Annotated in this window: 13 protein-coding genes; 8 read left to right on the plus strand and 5 right to left on the minus strand. The window is 71.1% G+C overall.

Annotated elements, in window-relative coordinates:
* Positions 1-34 precede the first annotated feature (34 nt).
* Both ACFFCN_RS03295 and ACFFCN_RS03300 read right to left on the minus strand, forming a co-directional pair.
* Complete coding sequence (locus ACFFCN_RS03295) at positions 35-1,180, minus strand: nucleoside hydrolase (protein ID WP_375489693.1); 1,146 nt, start codon at positions 1,178-1,180, stop codon at positions 35-37.
* Positions 1,177-2,274 (minus strand): LacI family DNA-binding transcriptional regulator, encoded by a 1,098-nt coding sequence (locus tag ACFFCN_RS03300; RefSeq protein WP_375489695.1) that lies wholly within the window; start codon positions 2,272-2,274, stop codon positions 1,177-1,179. The genes ACFFCN_RS03295 and ACFFCN_RS03300 overlap by 4 nt, the downstream gene beginning before the upstream one ends.
* A 178-nt stretch (positions 2,275-2,452) precedes the next feature.
* Here ACFFCN_RS03300 and hemB point away from each other — a divergent pair, with 178 nt between their 5' ends.
* Positions 2,453-3,463: a porphobilinogen synthase gene (hemB, locus tag ACFFCN_RS03305; protein WP_375489697.1), complete on the plus strand. Its 1,011-nt coding sequence runs from the start codon at positions 2,453-2,455 to the stop codon at positions 3,461-3,463.
* Positions 3,460-4,413: a GNAT family N-acetyltransferase gene (locus tag ACFFCN_RS03310; protein WP_375489699.1), complete on the plus strand. Its 954-nt coding sequence runs from the start codon at positions 3,460-3,462 to the stop codon at positions 4,411-4,413. The genes hemB and ACFFCN_RS03310 overlap by 4 nt, the downstream gene beginning before the upstream one ends.
* 71 nt (positions 4,414-4,484) lie before the next feature.
* Here the strand turns inward: ACFFCN_RS03310 and ACFFCN_RS03315 are convergent, their stop codons facing one another.
* Positions 4,485-5,411, minus strand: a complete 927-nt coding sequence (locus ACFFCN_RS03315; RefSeq protein WP_375489743.1) for a DUF389 domain-containing protein — start codon at positions 5,409-5,411, stop codon at positions 4,485-4,487.
* 16 nt (positions 5,412-5,427) lie between these two features.
* Positions 5,428-6,183 (minus strand): 3-hydroxyacyl-CoA dehydrogenase, encoded by a 756-nt coding sequence (locus tag ACFFCN_RS03320; RefSeq protein WP_375489700.1) that lies wholly within the window; start codon positions 6,181-6,183, stop codon positions 5,428-5,430.
* Between ACFFCN_RS03320 and hemL the strand changes: the two genes are divergently transcribed.
* From hemL to ccsB, 6 genes are read left to right on the plus strand one after another with little or no spacing between them, the layout of a single operon-like run.
* Positions 6,182-7,525, plus strand: a complete 1,344-nt coding sequence (hemL, locus tag ACFFCN_RS03325; protein ID WP_375489744.1) for a glutamate-1-semialdehyde 2,1-aminomutase — start codon at positions 6,182-6,184, stop codon at positions 7,523-7,525. The genes ACFFCN_RS03320 and hemL overlap by 2 nt on opposite strands.
* A complete protein-coding gene (locus ACFFCN_RS03330; protein ID WP_375489702.1) occupies positions 7,522-8,166 on the plus strand; it encodes a histidine phosphatase family protein in 645 nt (214 codons plus the stop codon). Before hemL ends, ACFFCN_RS03330 begins: the two co-directional genes overlap by 4 nt.
* A 55-nt stretch (positions 8,167-8,221) precedes the next feature.
* Positions 8,222-8,815: a TlpA family protein disulfide reductase gene (locus ACFFCN_RS03335; RefSeq protein WP_375489704.1), complete on the plus strand. Its 594-nt coding sequence runs from the start codon at positions 8,222-8,224 to the stop codon at positions 8,813-8,815.
* A 1-nt stretch (position 8,816) separates the two neighbouring features.
* A complete protein-coding gene (locus ACFFCN_RS03340; protein WP_375489705.1) occupies positions 8,817-9,584 on the plus strand; it encodes a cytochrome c biogenesis CcdA family protein in 768 nt (255 codons plus the stop codon).
* Complete coding sequence (locus ACFFCN_RS03345) at positions 9,581-11,194, plus strand: cytochrome c biogenesis protein ResB (RefSeq protein ID WP_375489706.1); 1,614 nt, start codon at positions 9,581-9,583, stop codon at positions 11,192-11,194. Before ACFFCN_RS03340 ends, ACFFCN_RS03345 begins: the two co-directional genes overlap by 4 nt.
* A 1-nt stretch (position 11,195) precedes the next feature.
* The gene (gene ccsB / locus ACFFCN_RS03350) at positions 11,196-12,206 is read left to right on the plus strand and encodes a c-type cytochrome biogenesis protein CcsB (RefSeq protein WP_375489707.1); all 1,011 of its coding nucleotides are present in this window, start codon (positions 11,196-11,198) and stop codon (positions 12,204-12,206) included.
* Between the two features lie 135 nt (positions 12,207-12,341).
* On the opposite strand, the gene ACFFCN_RS03355 is transcribed toward ccsB, so the two are convergent.
* Positions 12,342-12,779, minus strand: a complete 438-nt coding sequence (locus ACFFCN_RS03355; protein ID WP_375489708.1) for a MerR family transcriptional regulator — start codon at positions 12,777-12,779, stop codon at positions 12,342-12,344.
* Positions 12,780-12,844: the final 65 nt, after the last annotated feature.

The raw sequence follows: 12,844 nt of genomic DNA on the forward strand, positions 1-12,844 counted from the left end.
CCTTTCCGGGATCGGACGGACTCCTGCCGGGGGATCAGGAGTGCAGCAGTGAGGTGTAGAGATCGAAGAACTTGCGGTGGTCGATGTTCATGACGACGCGGAGCTGCCGACTGCCCGCGGGCCCGGCGACGGTGCCCTGCTTCCAGTTCGGCGGGTAGCCCACGGTGCGCCCGAAGTCGAGCCCGTACGTCGTGTCGACATCGACGAAGTCGTTCGTCGCGGAGGTCACCACGCTCGGGTCGAGGAACGCGGCCGTGGCGATCTCGTCGTAGACGAAGGACGTCATGCGCGGGGACTTCGCGAAGCCCGGACCCTGGAGCGCCTTGAACTCCTTCTTGATGAGAGTGGGCCGCCCGGCAACGATGCGGTCGTACTGCGCCTTGCCGTACAGCGTCGTGTTCGTGACGTCCAACGGGACCAATGTCTGCTTGCGCCACGGCGCGTTGAACACGATCTTCGCCGCCTGCGGGTCGAACCACACGTTGAACTCGGCGGCCGCACTGGTGTTGCCCGGCACGGTCACTGCGCCGCCCATGTAGATGATCTGCTTGACCAGCGGCACGATGGTCGGGTCCGTGCGGATCGCGAGCGCGACGTTGGTGAACGCGCCGCCGGCGATGATCGTCAGCTGGTGCGGGTACTTGTGCGCGGCCGCGACGATGAAGTCGGCGGCACTCTCGCGCTCCGGCGCCTGGGCCGCGTACCCGCCGTAGGGCGGTTCGGGCAGCTGCCGGTACGACGGCGGCTCGGGGACTGCCCACGCGCCGGTGTACTGCACCGGGCCGAAGAGTTTCTGCTCCGCGCCGAGCTGGTGCCGGCGGTCGCCGGAAAGCGGCGTGTTCGCGCCGGGATACACCGGCACGTGCCGACCGATCAGCGCCTCCTGGGAGAGTGTGTCCTCCTCGCCCTGCTCGACCCACGTGTTGCCGGCGACCTCGGTCATGCCGATCAGGTTGGCGTGGGCCTGAAGCAGCATGAACATCGACTGTGCGCCGTCGTCGAGCTCCGCGTTGTCCTCGTCGAGGATGACCGGACCGCGGGGCACGGCCGCAGTCCGCGCCCCGGCATGGCCGGCGCCGGTCGGGTGCGGCGCGGCGACGGCTGCTGCCGTCACGAGCGAGCCGGTGGCCACCGCGAGTGCGCCCAAGGTGGCCGCCACCATGTGTCGTCGTCGGGTCATTGCCTGCCTTCTTCCTGGTCCTCCCTCGTGGTCGATCCGGCTGTTCGGACCGGTCGGTCGGCCGGCGGTGGCTCCGGTTCGTCGTGGGACCGGTCGGGGCAGCCACAGGATCCGCGTCGGACGAGCGTGGTGTCGTAGCGCAGGCGCATCGGCGCGAGCCCGGGATCGGCGACCTTCTCGGCGATCCACCCGACGGCGCGGCGGCCGATCAACTCGAACGGCTGGCGCATCGTGGTCAGCGTCGGCATCGTGAACGCGCCCGCCTCGACGCCGTCGAAGCTGCAGATCGCGAGGTCGTCCGGCACCCGCACCCCGAGGTCGGCAGCCGCGCGCAGCACGCCGACGGCCTGCTCGTCGCTACCGACGAAAACCGCGTCCGGGCGGTCGTCCATGCTCAGCAGCCGATGGCCGGCGTGGTAGCCGTGCGCGCGTCCGAACGGCGCCTGCGCGACGAGTTCGGTGTCGGCGCGGTGACCGGCGTCGTGCAGGGCGCGGCGCCAGCCGGCGGCGCGCTCACGGGCCGACGACACGTGGGCCGGGCCGGCGACGCACGCGATGCGTCGAGCGCCGTGGCCGAGCAGGTGCGTGGTGGCCGCGTAGGCACCGCCGTCGTTGTCCACGAGCACGTGCGCGGCGTCCGGCACGTCGAGGTCGCGGTCGAGCATCACGCGCGCGATCGACGTGCCGGCCAACTCCGCGATCCACCGCGCGGAGTCGGTCGCCGGCGCCACGATCAGGCCGTCCACTTGCCGGTCGATCATCGAGCGCACGTACGCGGCTTCACGCTCGGGGTCGTCCATCGCGTTGCCGAGCAGCAACGTGTAGCCGGCGTCGAAGGCGACGTCCTCGAGCGCGCGGCCGAGCTCGGCGAAGAACGGGTTGGAGTTGTCCGGGACGACGAGCCCGATGGTCATCGTGCGCGACATGCGCAGCGAGCGGGCGACGGCGTTGGGCCGGTAGCCGAGCTCGTCGATGGCACGCAGGATGCGTTCGCGCGTGCCGTCCGCCACGCCGCGGGGGCCGCCGTTCAGCACGTAGCTGATCAGTGCGTCGGACGTGCCGGCGCGCTGGGCGACTTCGCGGCGGGTGACCATGCGGCCCTCTATCAACTCGAAGTGTCAACGCGTGTTGATCGGTGGATTGCACCAGTTTGGCACCATGTGTCCCGCGTCACAACCCCCGACCGGTTTGCACCCGCAACCGTCGCTATCTGCGGGCTCAAGACCGCCGTTAGCGACGTCTGCGAGTGCAGACGCACGTAATCTCGAGGGCGTGAGTTCGCCGGACCTGCCGCAGCTGCCTCCGTTCCCGACGTGGCGCCCCCGCCGGCTGCGGCGCACCCCCGCGCTGCGCCGGATGGTCAGTGAGGTCACGGTGCGCCCGAGCGACCTCGTCCTGCCGATGTTCGTGCGCGAGGGCGCCGGCGAGGCCGTCCCGATCACGTCGATGCCCGGCGTGCTGCAGCACACGCAGGAGTCGCTGCGCAAGGCCGCAGTGGCCGCCGTCGAGGCGGGCGTCGGCGGACTGATGATCTACGGCGTGCCGACCGACGAGCATAAGGATGCAATCGGCAGCGGCGCCGACGACCCGGCCGGGGTGCTGAACGTCGCGCTGCGCAACCTGCGTGCCGAGCTCGGGGACGCGACCGTGCTGATGTCCGACCTGTGCCTCGACGAGTTCACCGACCACGGCCACTGCGGCGTTCTCGACGAGCAGGGCGCAGTGGACAACGACGCCACGCTGTTCCGCTACAGCGCGATGGCGCTCGCGCAGGCTGAAGCGGGCGCGCACCTGCTCGGCACCAGCGGCATGATGGACGGCCAGGTGGGCGCCGCCCGGCAGGCGCTCGACACCGCCGGTTACCCGGACACCGGCATTCTTGCGTACGCGCCGAAGTACGCCTCGGGCTTCTACGGACCCTTCCGCGAGGCCGTCAACTCCTCGCTGCAGGGTGACCGCGCCAGTTACCAGCAGGACGCGACCCGCTCGGTCGACGAGGCCCTGGCCGAGGTCGCCGCGGACATCGCCGAGGGCGCGGACATCGTGATGGTCAAGCCCGCCCTGCCCTACCTCGACGTGTTGTCCGCCGTCGCGCAGGCCAGCCCGCTGCCGGTCGCCGCGTACCAGATCAGCGGTGAATACGCGATGGTCGAGGCCGCTGCGGCCAACGGCTGGCTCGAGCGCGACCGCGTGATCGACGAGACGCTCACCTCGATCAAGCGCGCCGGCGCGTCCATCGTGTTGACCTATTGGGCCGCGGAAGTCGCCGCACGTCTCGGGTGAGCGAGACCAAGGCCGTGACGCCGGAGTACGTCGAACCGGCGCGCGGCTACCGCAGCCTCTGGTTGTTCGCGCTGCTGCTCGCCGTCGGGTTCGGCATCGACCTCGGCATCGACGTCCACGGCGCCGTCGCGCACCTGCCCGGCTGGATCGGTGCGGCCGTGCTGCTGCTGGGCATCGACCTGCTCGTGATCCACGCAGCGCGCGCAACCAAGTCCGTGCAGCTCGACGCCACTCGGCTGTGGGTCGGGGACGACACCGTCGACCGCTCGTTGATCGAGTCGTCCGCCGCGGCGGTGGACGACGAGTTGCCGGTGCTCGGTTGGCGCACCGGGATGCCCCGCGGGCTGAACGGCGTCACCCTGCAGCTGACCGACGGGCGGGCGATCGTGGTTCCGACGCGGCACCCACAACGATTGCGTACGGCGTTGGGCCACGACACGTCCGTCGTCACCGACGAGCCGATCGACCTCGACGTGCGCGCGGCCACGCCTGCCGACCTCGAGCGCGTGCCGGACATCGACGCGCGCGCCGAGGCCGTCTTCCGGATCACCGGGTACGAGCTGCCGCCGCTCGACTTCGACGTCGACGCCCTCGGGGCGGCGGCTGCCGTGCTCGTCGTCGGCGCACCGGCGATCGGCTACGTGCAGATCGACGAGGTAGACGGCGCGGCGCACGTGGCGCAGCTCGCGGTGATCCCGCGGCAGATGCGTCGCGGTCACGGCACCCGGCTGCTCGACGCCGCCTGCCGCTGGGCAGGTGAGCACGGCCACCGGTCGGTCACGCTGATCACCTACGCCGACGTGCCGTGGAACGCGCCGTGGTACGCGCGGCACGGCTTCACCGAGGTGCCCGCCACGTCGGCGGCGCTGCAGGAGTTGCGGCGCGCGGAGCAGGAGCGGGGCCTCGACGACGTCGGTCGTCGCGTGGTCATGCGCAAGCGCCTGACCTGACCCGTCCGGCCGGCTCCCGGCCGGCCGGCTCAGCTCGTCAAGGCGGGCACGTGACCGCCGCGAGGGTGCCGTCAGCGGCGCAGCACGCGGTCGTCCGCCGCCTGCCCGGCGCGCAGCGCTGCCAGGGTAAGCACGCCCGCGGCGACGATGCCGACGAGGTTGATGCCCAGCTGCGCCAGGGACAACCAGGTCTCACGCCACTGGCCGAGCACGCCGGCCACGGCTGCGTTGCCGGCGGCGGGAACGGTCGTCACCGAGATGAAGACCCCGACCAGCGCCGCCGACTTGCTCGACGTCAGCGACAACATGCCCGCGGTACCGGCGACCAGCGCGGTGATCAGCGAGAACCACCCCGGGTGGTAGATGAACTCGGTCTGGCGGCCGCTGCCGGTGATGTCGCCGGCGTGGATGAGCCCGACGGCGCGCGCGAGCAGTGCCAGCAGGCTGCACACGACGAGCGCGACCGGGAAGCCGACCAGCAGCGCGAGCAGCGCGCGCCGGACGGCATCGGCCCGGCGGCGCAGGATGCCCACCGCCAGCCCGGCGAGCGGACCGAATTCCGGCCCGACGACCATCGCCCCGACGATGGTGATGGGGGAGTCGGTGACGACGCCGATCGACGCGAGCAGGGTGGCCAGCACGAGGAAGGCGAGGAATGTCCAGGTGAGGGTCGAATCCTCACCGGTCCGCGCGGCCAGCTCGTCCCAGATGACGGCATCGGCACCTTCGCCCGGCGCCTCGCGCTCGGCGCGGTCGGCCAGCATGCCGAGCGCGGTGTCGAGCGGCTCGATGGTGATCAGCCCGTCGGTGCCGACGTCCAGGTGATGCAGTGTGGCCAGCACCGAGCCGGCACTCTCGCGAGCGAGATCGGCAGTGATCTCCTGCCCGTCCGAGGTGTCGACGCCGGCGCGCACCGCGACGACCCCGGTCGCTGCGGACAACGCGTCCTGCACGGCCCGGGCCTTGTGCTGCGGGCACACGACCCGCAGGTGGATCATCGCCATGGCAGCGGCCTCAGCGCGGCGCCATCCGGATCGCGCCGTCCAGGCGGATGACCTCGCCGTTGAGCATCGGGTTCGCGACGATGTGCTCGACCAGCGCGGCGTACTCGTCGGGGTCGCCGAGCCGCGAGGGGTGCGGCACCTGCGCGCCGAGCGATTCCTGCGCCTCCGGCGGCAGCCCGGCGAGCATCGGCGTGTGGAACAGCCCGGGCGCGATCGTCATGACCCGGATGAGTTTGTCGGCGAGGTCGCGGGCGATCGGCAGCGTCATGCCGACCACGCCGCCCTTCGACGCCGAGTAGGCGGCCTGGCCGATCTGGCCGTCGAACGCGGCGGCCGAAGCGGTGTTGACGATGACGCCGCGTTCGCCGTCGACCGGCTCCGCGGCGGCGATGCGTTCGGCGCCGAGCCGGATGACGTTGAAGGTGCCGATCAGGTTCACGGTGATCACCTGCGCGAACTGCTCGAGCGGCAGCACGCCCTTCTTGCCGATCACCCTGCCCGGCGTGCCGATGCCCGCGCAGTTGACGACCACGCGGATGGCGCCCAGCCCGGCCGCGGTGTCCAGTGCTGCCGCGATATCGGCCTCGCTCGTCACGTCGGCCGGCGCGAACGTCGCGCCCAGCTCGTGCGCCCGTGCCGCACCGTCCGTGGCCGGCAGGTCGATCAGCACAGCCGTCGCGCCCGCGGCGCTCAGCCGCTTCGCCGTCGCCAGGCCGAGGCCGGACGCGCCACCGGTGACAACCGCAACACTGTTCGTGATGTCCATGCCGCCATCCTGCCGTGCGAAGCCCGGCAGGCAGACTGGGGGCGTGTCCGACGCCCCCCGCTCCGCCGAGCTGTTCGACCGTGCCCGCGCCGTGATCCCCGGCGGGGTCAACTCGCCGGTCCGAGCCTTCCGCGCGGTCGGCGGCACCCCACGGTTCATGGTCAACGGCCAGGGGCCGTATCTGACCGACGCCGACGGCCGCGAGTACGTCGACCTCGTCTCGTCGTGGGGGCCGATGATCCACGGCCATGCCCACCCCGAGGTGGTTGCAGCGGTGCAGGCCGCCGCCGCGGACGGATTGTCGTTCGGCACGCCGACGCGCGGCGAGACCACGCTCGCCGAACAGATCGTCGAGCGCGTCGCTCCGGTCGAGCAGGTGCGCCTCGTCAACTCCGGCACCGAAGCCACCATGTCGGCCATTCGGCTCGCCCGCGGCGTCACACAGCGGCACCGCATCGTCAAGTTCGCCGGCTGCTACCACGGCCACGTCGACGCATTGCTCGCCGCGGCCGGTTCCGGCGTCGTCACTTTCGGACTGCCCGACACCCCGGGCGTGACCGGCGCACAGACGGCCGAGACGATCGTCGTGCCGTACAACGACCTCGCCGCCGTCGAGGCCTGCTTCACCGAGTTCGGCGACGACATCGCCTGCGTCATCACCGAGGCGGCCGCCGGCAACATGGGTGCGATCGCGCCGGACGAGGGCTTCAACGCCGGCCTGCGCGAGATCACCTACCGGCACGGCGCGCTGCTCGTCATGGACGAGGTGATGACCGGTTTCCGCGTCTCGGCCGCGGGCTGGTACGGGCTGGACCCCGTCGACGCCGACCTGTTCACGTTCGGCAAGGTGATGAGTGGCGGCCTGCCGGCCGCGGCCTTCGGCGGCCGCGCGGAGACGATGTCGCTGCTCGCGCCGGAGGGGCCGGTCTATCAGGCGGGCACGTTGTCCGGGAACCCGGTGGCGGTCGCCGCCGGCTCGACGTCACTTCGCCTGGCCGATGCGGCCACCTACGCGACGCTCGACGCCAACGCGCGCACGATCGGCGCGATGGTCACCGCCGCGCTGACCAACGCCGGCGTCACGCACCAGCTGCAGTACGCAGGCAACATGTTCTCGGTCTTCTTCGCCGCGGACCCGGTGCGGGACTTCGCCGGTGCGCAGGCCGCCGAGACCTTCCGCTACAAGCCGTTCTTCCACGCCATGCTCGACGCCGGGGTGTACCTGCCGCCGTCGGCGTTCGAGTCGTGGTTCGTCAACACGGCGATGACCGACGAGACGATGGGCCGCATCGAGCAGGCACTGCCCGCGGCCGCCCAGGCCGCGGCCTCGGCGACGGCATGAGCGCCGTCGTCACCGTCCATCTACTGCGGCACGGCGAGGTGCACAACCCGGACCGCGTGCTGTACGGCCGGCTGCCCGGGTACCGGCTGAGCGCACTCGGTGAGCGGCAGGCGGCGCACGCCGCGACGTGGCTCGCCGCGCGGGGCGACATCGGCTACCTCGTCGCGTCGCCCCTCGAGCGTGCCCAGCAGACCGCTGCGCCGCTCGCGGCGGCGACCGGACTCGAGATCGCCACCGACGACCGCCTGATCGAGGCGGGCAACGAGCTGGAGGGGCGGCAGGTGGCCGGTGGCAAAGGCTTGCTGAGCGACCCAAGCAACTGGAAGTACTTCCGCAACCCGCTGCGCCCTTCGTGGGGTGAGCCGTACGAGCAGATCGCCGAACGGGTGCTCGCCGCCGCGCACGCGGCCCGGGACCGCGCCGCGAAGGCCGGTGGCGCGGCGGTGTGCGTCAGCCACCAGCTGCCCATCGTCACCGCCCGGCGCCGGGTGGAGGGCCAGCACCTGTTCCACGACCCGCGCAAGCGACAGTGCGCGCTCGCCTCGGTGACCTCGCTGACCTTCGACGGCGACACCGTCGTGCGCGTCGACTACGCGGAGCCCGCCGCCGACCTGCCCGCCGGCGAGGGGTTGGGTGCGTAACACCGGCTGAGTCCGGTGGCGCGGACGCCGGCGGCGTGTCGCACACTGGGAGACGATGAAACGCCGCCTCGCTGCCGCTGCAGTCTGGGCCGCCACACTCGTGGCGGTACCGGTGCTCGCGGCGTGCACCGGGAGCAACGCGGTCGACCAGAATCCGAAGCAGGACGGCGACTTCTCCTTCGGCACCGGCACGCCGCTCGGCCAGCTGTATCCCGTTGCCGAGCGCAAGAAGGCCGGCGCCTTCGACGGGTCGCTGCTCGACGGGGGGACGTTCCGCTCCACCACGACCGAGGGCAAGGTCGCCGTCATCAACTTCTGGGCCACCTGGTGCGGTCCGTGCAAGACGGAGACGCCGCAGTTCGATTCCGTCTACCGCCAGGTCAGGTCGCGCGGCGTCGACTTCGTCGGCATCGACACGAAGGACGTCAAGGACAGCGCGCAGGCGTTCGTCAAGAACAACAAGATCACCTATCCGATCGTCTCCGACGAGGAAGGCGAGACCGCGGTCGAGTTGGGCAAGATCCCGCAGCTCGGGCTGCCGTTCACCGTGCTGCTCGACAAGCAGGGTCGCGTGGCCGCGGTGTACGTCGTGCGCCTGTCGCCGGTGGATCTCACCCACTCGATCGACAAGCTCCTCGCGGAGAAGTGAGGTGATCGTCGGCGCCGGCGGTTTCGCGCACACCGTCACAGACGGGCCGCTGCTGGCTGCCGCCGGGGTGGCACTGCTCGTCGGGCTGATCGGCTTCCTCTCGCCCTGCGTGCTGCCGCTCGTGCCCGGCTACCTGTCCTACGTCGCCGGGCTGTCCGGTGCGGACGACGGCCCGGACGCGCAGCGCCGGCCGCGGCGGATGGTCGCGGGTGCTGCGCTGTTCGTGCTCGGCTTCACGACGATCTTCGTCGCCCAGGGCGTGCTGTTCGGCGCGCTCGGGGCCACCATCCGCGACCACACGCTGGGCATCGAGCGGGTGCTCGGCGTGGTCACGATCGTGCTGGGCGTCGTCTTCCTCGGCGGCATCGGCGTCCTGCAGCGCGAGTGGCGGGTGCACCGACTGCCGCGCGCGGGTCTCGTCGGCGCGCCGCTGCTGGGCGTCGCGTTCGGGCTGGCGTGGGCGCCGTGCCTGACGCCGACCTTCGGCGCCGTCTACTCGATGGCGTTCACCGAGGGCACGGCGGGACGCGGTGCGTTCCTGACCGTCTGCTACTGCGTCGGCCTGGGCGTGCCGTTCGTCCTCGTCGCGCTCGGCTTCGGCTGGGTGGCGAGCGCGCTCGGCTTCGTGCGCCGGCACATGCGGGTGGTCAGCGCGATCGGCGGCGGCCTGCTCATCGTCATCGGCGTGCTGTTGGTCAGCGGCGAGTGGAACCACCTGATGGACGTGCTGCGCGCGAACGTCGGGCAGAACTCCGGGTTCGACGTATGAGCGAATCGTTGACGGCGGCCCTGGCGCGGCCGGTGCGCACGGTGTGGCGGCGGCTGACCAGCATGCGCACCGCGCTGATCCTGCTGTTCCTGCTGGCCGTCGCCGCAGTGCCCGGCTCGCTGCTGCCGCAGCGCCCGCTGAACCCGGACAAGACCAACTCCTACATCGCCGCGCACGGCTCGTGGGGTCGCTTCCTCGACGCCGTCGGGCTGTTCGACGTGTTCGGCTCGGTGTGGTTCGCCGCGATCTACCTGCTGCTGTTCATCTCGCTGATCGGCTGCCTCGTGCCGCGCATCCGGGTGCACGCGCGGGCCGTCGCGCGCAAGCCGCTGCCCGCGCCACGCAACCTCGACCGGCTGCCGGAGTCGGCGCGTTTCGAGGTTGCCGACGAGCCGGTCGACTACGCCGGCGCTGCGCGTGCGGTGCTCGGCCGGCGGTGGCGCGTGGAGCGGCGCGACGAGCCGTCCGGCGCCGTCACGCTGTCGGCGGAGAAGGGCTACAGCCGCGAGACCGGCAACCTGATCTTCCACGTGGCGTTGCTCGTCGCGCTCGTGCTGATCGCGGTCGGCCGGCTCTACACGTACCAGGGGTCGGTGATCGTCAAGCAGGGCAGCGGCTTCTGCAACGTCGCGTCGCAGTTCGACTCGTGGAACCCCGGCCGGTTCGCCGCCGAGGGCAAGGTGTCGCCGGCGCCGTTCTGCATCGACAAGCTGACGAAGTTCACCGCGACGTACACCAAGAGCGGTGAACCCAGCGAGTTCCGCGCCGACGTCGTCTACCGCCCCGACGTGCGCGCGAAGGACCGCCGGACGAGCATCACCGTCAACCACCCGCTGCGCCTCGAAGGTGACCGCGTCTACCTCATCAACCACGGTTTCGCGCCGAGCATCACGGTGCGGATGCCCGACGGATCGGTGCGGCACGACACGCAGACGTTCATCCCGTCCAACCCGTCCACCTTCTTCTCCGAGGGCGCGTACAAGGAGCAGGGCCCGGCCACCGGCACCCCGCAGGACATCGGGATCAGCGCGTTCTTCGCGCCCTCGCCGGCATTCGACGCCAGCGGCCGCATCGTCTCCGCCTCGCCGCGCGTCGACAAGCCGTTGCTCGGCGTGACCGTCTACGAGGGTGACCTCACCGGCAACGGTGAGCAGCAGTCGGTGTATTCGCTGGACACCTCGAAGATGAAGCAGCTGGGCAGCGCCAAGCTGGGAATCGGCGACACGAAGACCTTGCCCAACGGCGTACGGGTCACCTTCGACGGCTGGCGGCCGACCGCGACCCTGCAGGTCTCGCACGACCCCGCGCAGGCATACCTGCTGATCGCCGCGCTGGCCATGGTGTTGGGTCTCATCGGCTCGCTCGGCGTGCGCCGGCGCCGGCTGTGGCTGCGCATCAGGCCGGCTGCGGTGACGGACCCGACAGACGCGGACGAGGGCGAGTCGCTTACCGTGGTAAGCGTCGGCGGCCTCGCACGCAGCGACTCCGGGAACTTCACCACCGAGTTCGCGAACCTGGTCGAACGACTCGGCAATGCAGGCACCTCGGTGCGCAACACCGACCGGACGTCGCGGCAGCTGGCGCTCGAGCCGGCCGGCGGAAAGGACTGACATGGCAGGCATCAGCGGTCCCATGGCGCACCTGTCCGACGGCCTGTTCACCACGGCGATCGCCGTGTACGCGCTCGCGATGGTCGGTTACACCGCCGAGTACGCGTTTAGCCGCGTCGGGCGCAAGCTCGCTGCGACGAGCCGCACCCCCGAGCGCACACTCGTCGGGGCCGGCGGGCCACCGGTCGTCGAGACGGTCGACACCGGCGCATCAGCCCCGCCGCGCCGGCGTTTGTCCGCGGACCGGATCGGCCGCTGGTCGGTCGCGATCACCGTGCTCGGCGCGCTGGTCCACACCGCGTCCATCGCTGTGCGCGCCATCGCCGTCGACGCCGTGCCGTGGTCGAACATGTACGAGTTCGCGTCGGTGGCCGGCCTCATCGGCATCGTCGCGTTCCTCGCGGTGCTCTGGAAGCTGCCGACCCTGCGCTTCCTGGGCGCGTTCGTGCTGCTGCCGGTCATCCTGATGATGTTCCTGGCCGGGACGGTGCTGTACTCGCGGGCCCAACCGCTGGTTCCTGCGCTGCAGTCGTACTGGCTGGCTATCCACGTCACGCTGGTGTCCTTCGCCGAGGGCGCGTTGATGACCAGCGCGGTGCTCACCGGCCTGTACCTGGTCAAGCAGCGGCACGACAAGTTGAGCACCCGCGAGGGGTACACGCCCGGCTCGATCGGCACGCTGGCTGCCAAGCTGCCCGCGGCGGCGACGCTCGACAAGGCCGCCTACCGCATCGTCGCCTTCGCGTTCCCGCTCTACACCGTCGCGATCATCTGCGGCGCGATCTGGGCCGAGGCGGCGTGGGGTCGCTACTGGGGCTGGGATCCCAAGGAGACGTGGGCGTTCATCGTCTGGGTGGTCTACGCCTGCTACCTGCACGCGCGGGCGACGGCCGGCATGAAGGGCCGCATCGCCGCGTGGGTGAACCTCGCCGGCTTCGGCGCGATCGTCGTCAACTTCCTGGTGATCAACATCGTGGTGTCCGGCCTGCATTCCTACGCCGGCCTGAGCTAGCCGCCGGGCGGACGACCGCACAGGGCTGCGCGCGTCGGACGAAGTCACTCAGCTGTCCGGAGGTGTATTACGTGCGTAATACACCTGCGGGACGGGTTACAGGGCGCGCACGACCACGCGGACAGCGAGCATCGGTCAGTCACAAAGCGGACCGTGCGACCACAACTGGTCGGCGGTCCCGTCCGCCAGGGCCTGCGCGTACAAGGTGACCTTCTGGTCGATCACGTCCGAGGCGTCCTGTAGTTCGCGGATCCGCGCGCGGACGTCCTCGCGGTGTCGCTCCAGCAGCCGCATGCGGTCCTCGACGGTGTCCGGGCCGGACCGGAACAGCTCCACGTAGCGGTGGATCAGCTCGAGCGGCATGTCCGATGCCCGCAACCGCGAACAGACCTGGACCCACTCGACGTCCACCTCGCGGAACCGGCGGCGGCCCGCGGCGTCGCGACGGATGGGCGCGGCGAACAGGCCTTCGTCCTCGTAGAAGCGCAGCGTCGTCGCCGAGACGCCGGTGCGTTCAGTCACCTCGCCGATGCTGAAGGTGACTTCATCGACGTCGCCGGGTGGTGCGGCCACATGCCCAGCCTAGACGGCTTGACCTCGAGTCCGCTCGAAGTCTTAGCGTCGACGACTCGGACCGA

The sequence above is a fragment of the uncultured Jatrophihabitans sp. genome (assembly GCF_964246335.1).
Classification (GTDB): domain Bacteria; phylum Actinomycetota; class Actinomycetes; order Mycobacteriales; family Jatrophihabitantaceae; genus Jatrophihabitans.

Coding starts and splice junctions, on each gene's coding strand:
- ACFFCN_RS03320 (WP_375489700.1), bottom strand. CDS start 6,183: ATGGACATCACGAACAGTGTTGCGGTTGTCACCGGTGGCGCGTCCGGC.
- ACFFCN_RS03295 (WP_375489693.1), bottom strand. CDS start 1,180: ATGACCCGACGACGACACATGGTGGCGGCCACCTTGGGCGCACTCGCG.
- ACFFCN_RS03335 (WP_375489704.1), top strand. CDS start 8,222: ATGAAACGCCGCCTCGCTGCCGCTGCAGTCTGGGCCGCCACACTCGTG.
- ccsB (WP_375489707.1), top strand. CDS start 11,196: ATGGCAGGCATCAGCGGTCCCATGGCGCACCTGTCCGACGGCCTGTTC.
- hemL (WP_375489744.1), top strand. CDS start 6,182: ATGCCGCCATCCTGCCGTGCGAAGCCCGGCAGGCAGACTGGGGGCGTG.
- ACFFCN_RS03315 (WP_375489743.1), bottom strand. CDS start 5,411: ATGATCCACCTGCGGGTCGTGTGCCCGCAGCACAAGGCCCGGGCCGTG.
- ACFFCN_RS03345 (WP_375489706.1), top strand. CDS start 9,581: ATGAGCGAATCGTTGACGGCGGCCCTGGCGCGGCCGGTGCGCACGGTG.
- ACFFCN_RS03300 (WP_375489695.1), bottom strand. CDS start 2,274: ATGGTCACCCGCCGCGAAGTCGCCCAGCGCGCCGGCACGTCCGACGCA.
- ACFFCN_RS03330 (WP_375489702.1), top strand. CDS start 7,522: ATGAGCGCCGTCGTCACCGTCCATCTACTGCGGCACGGCGAGGTGCAC.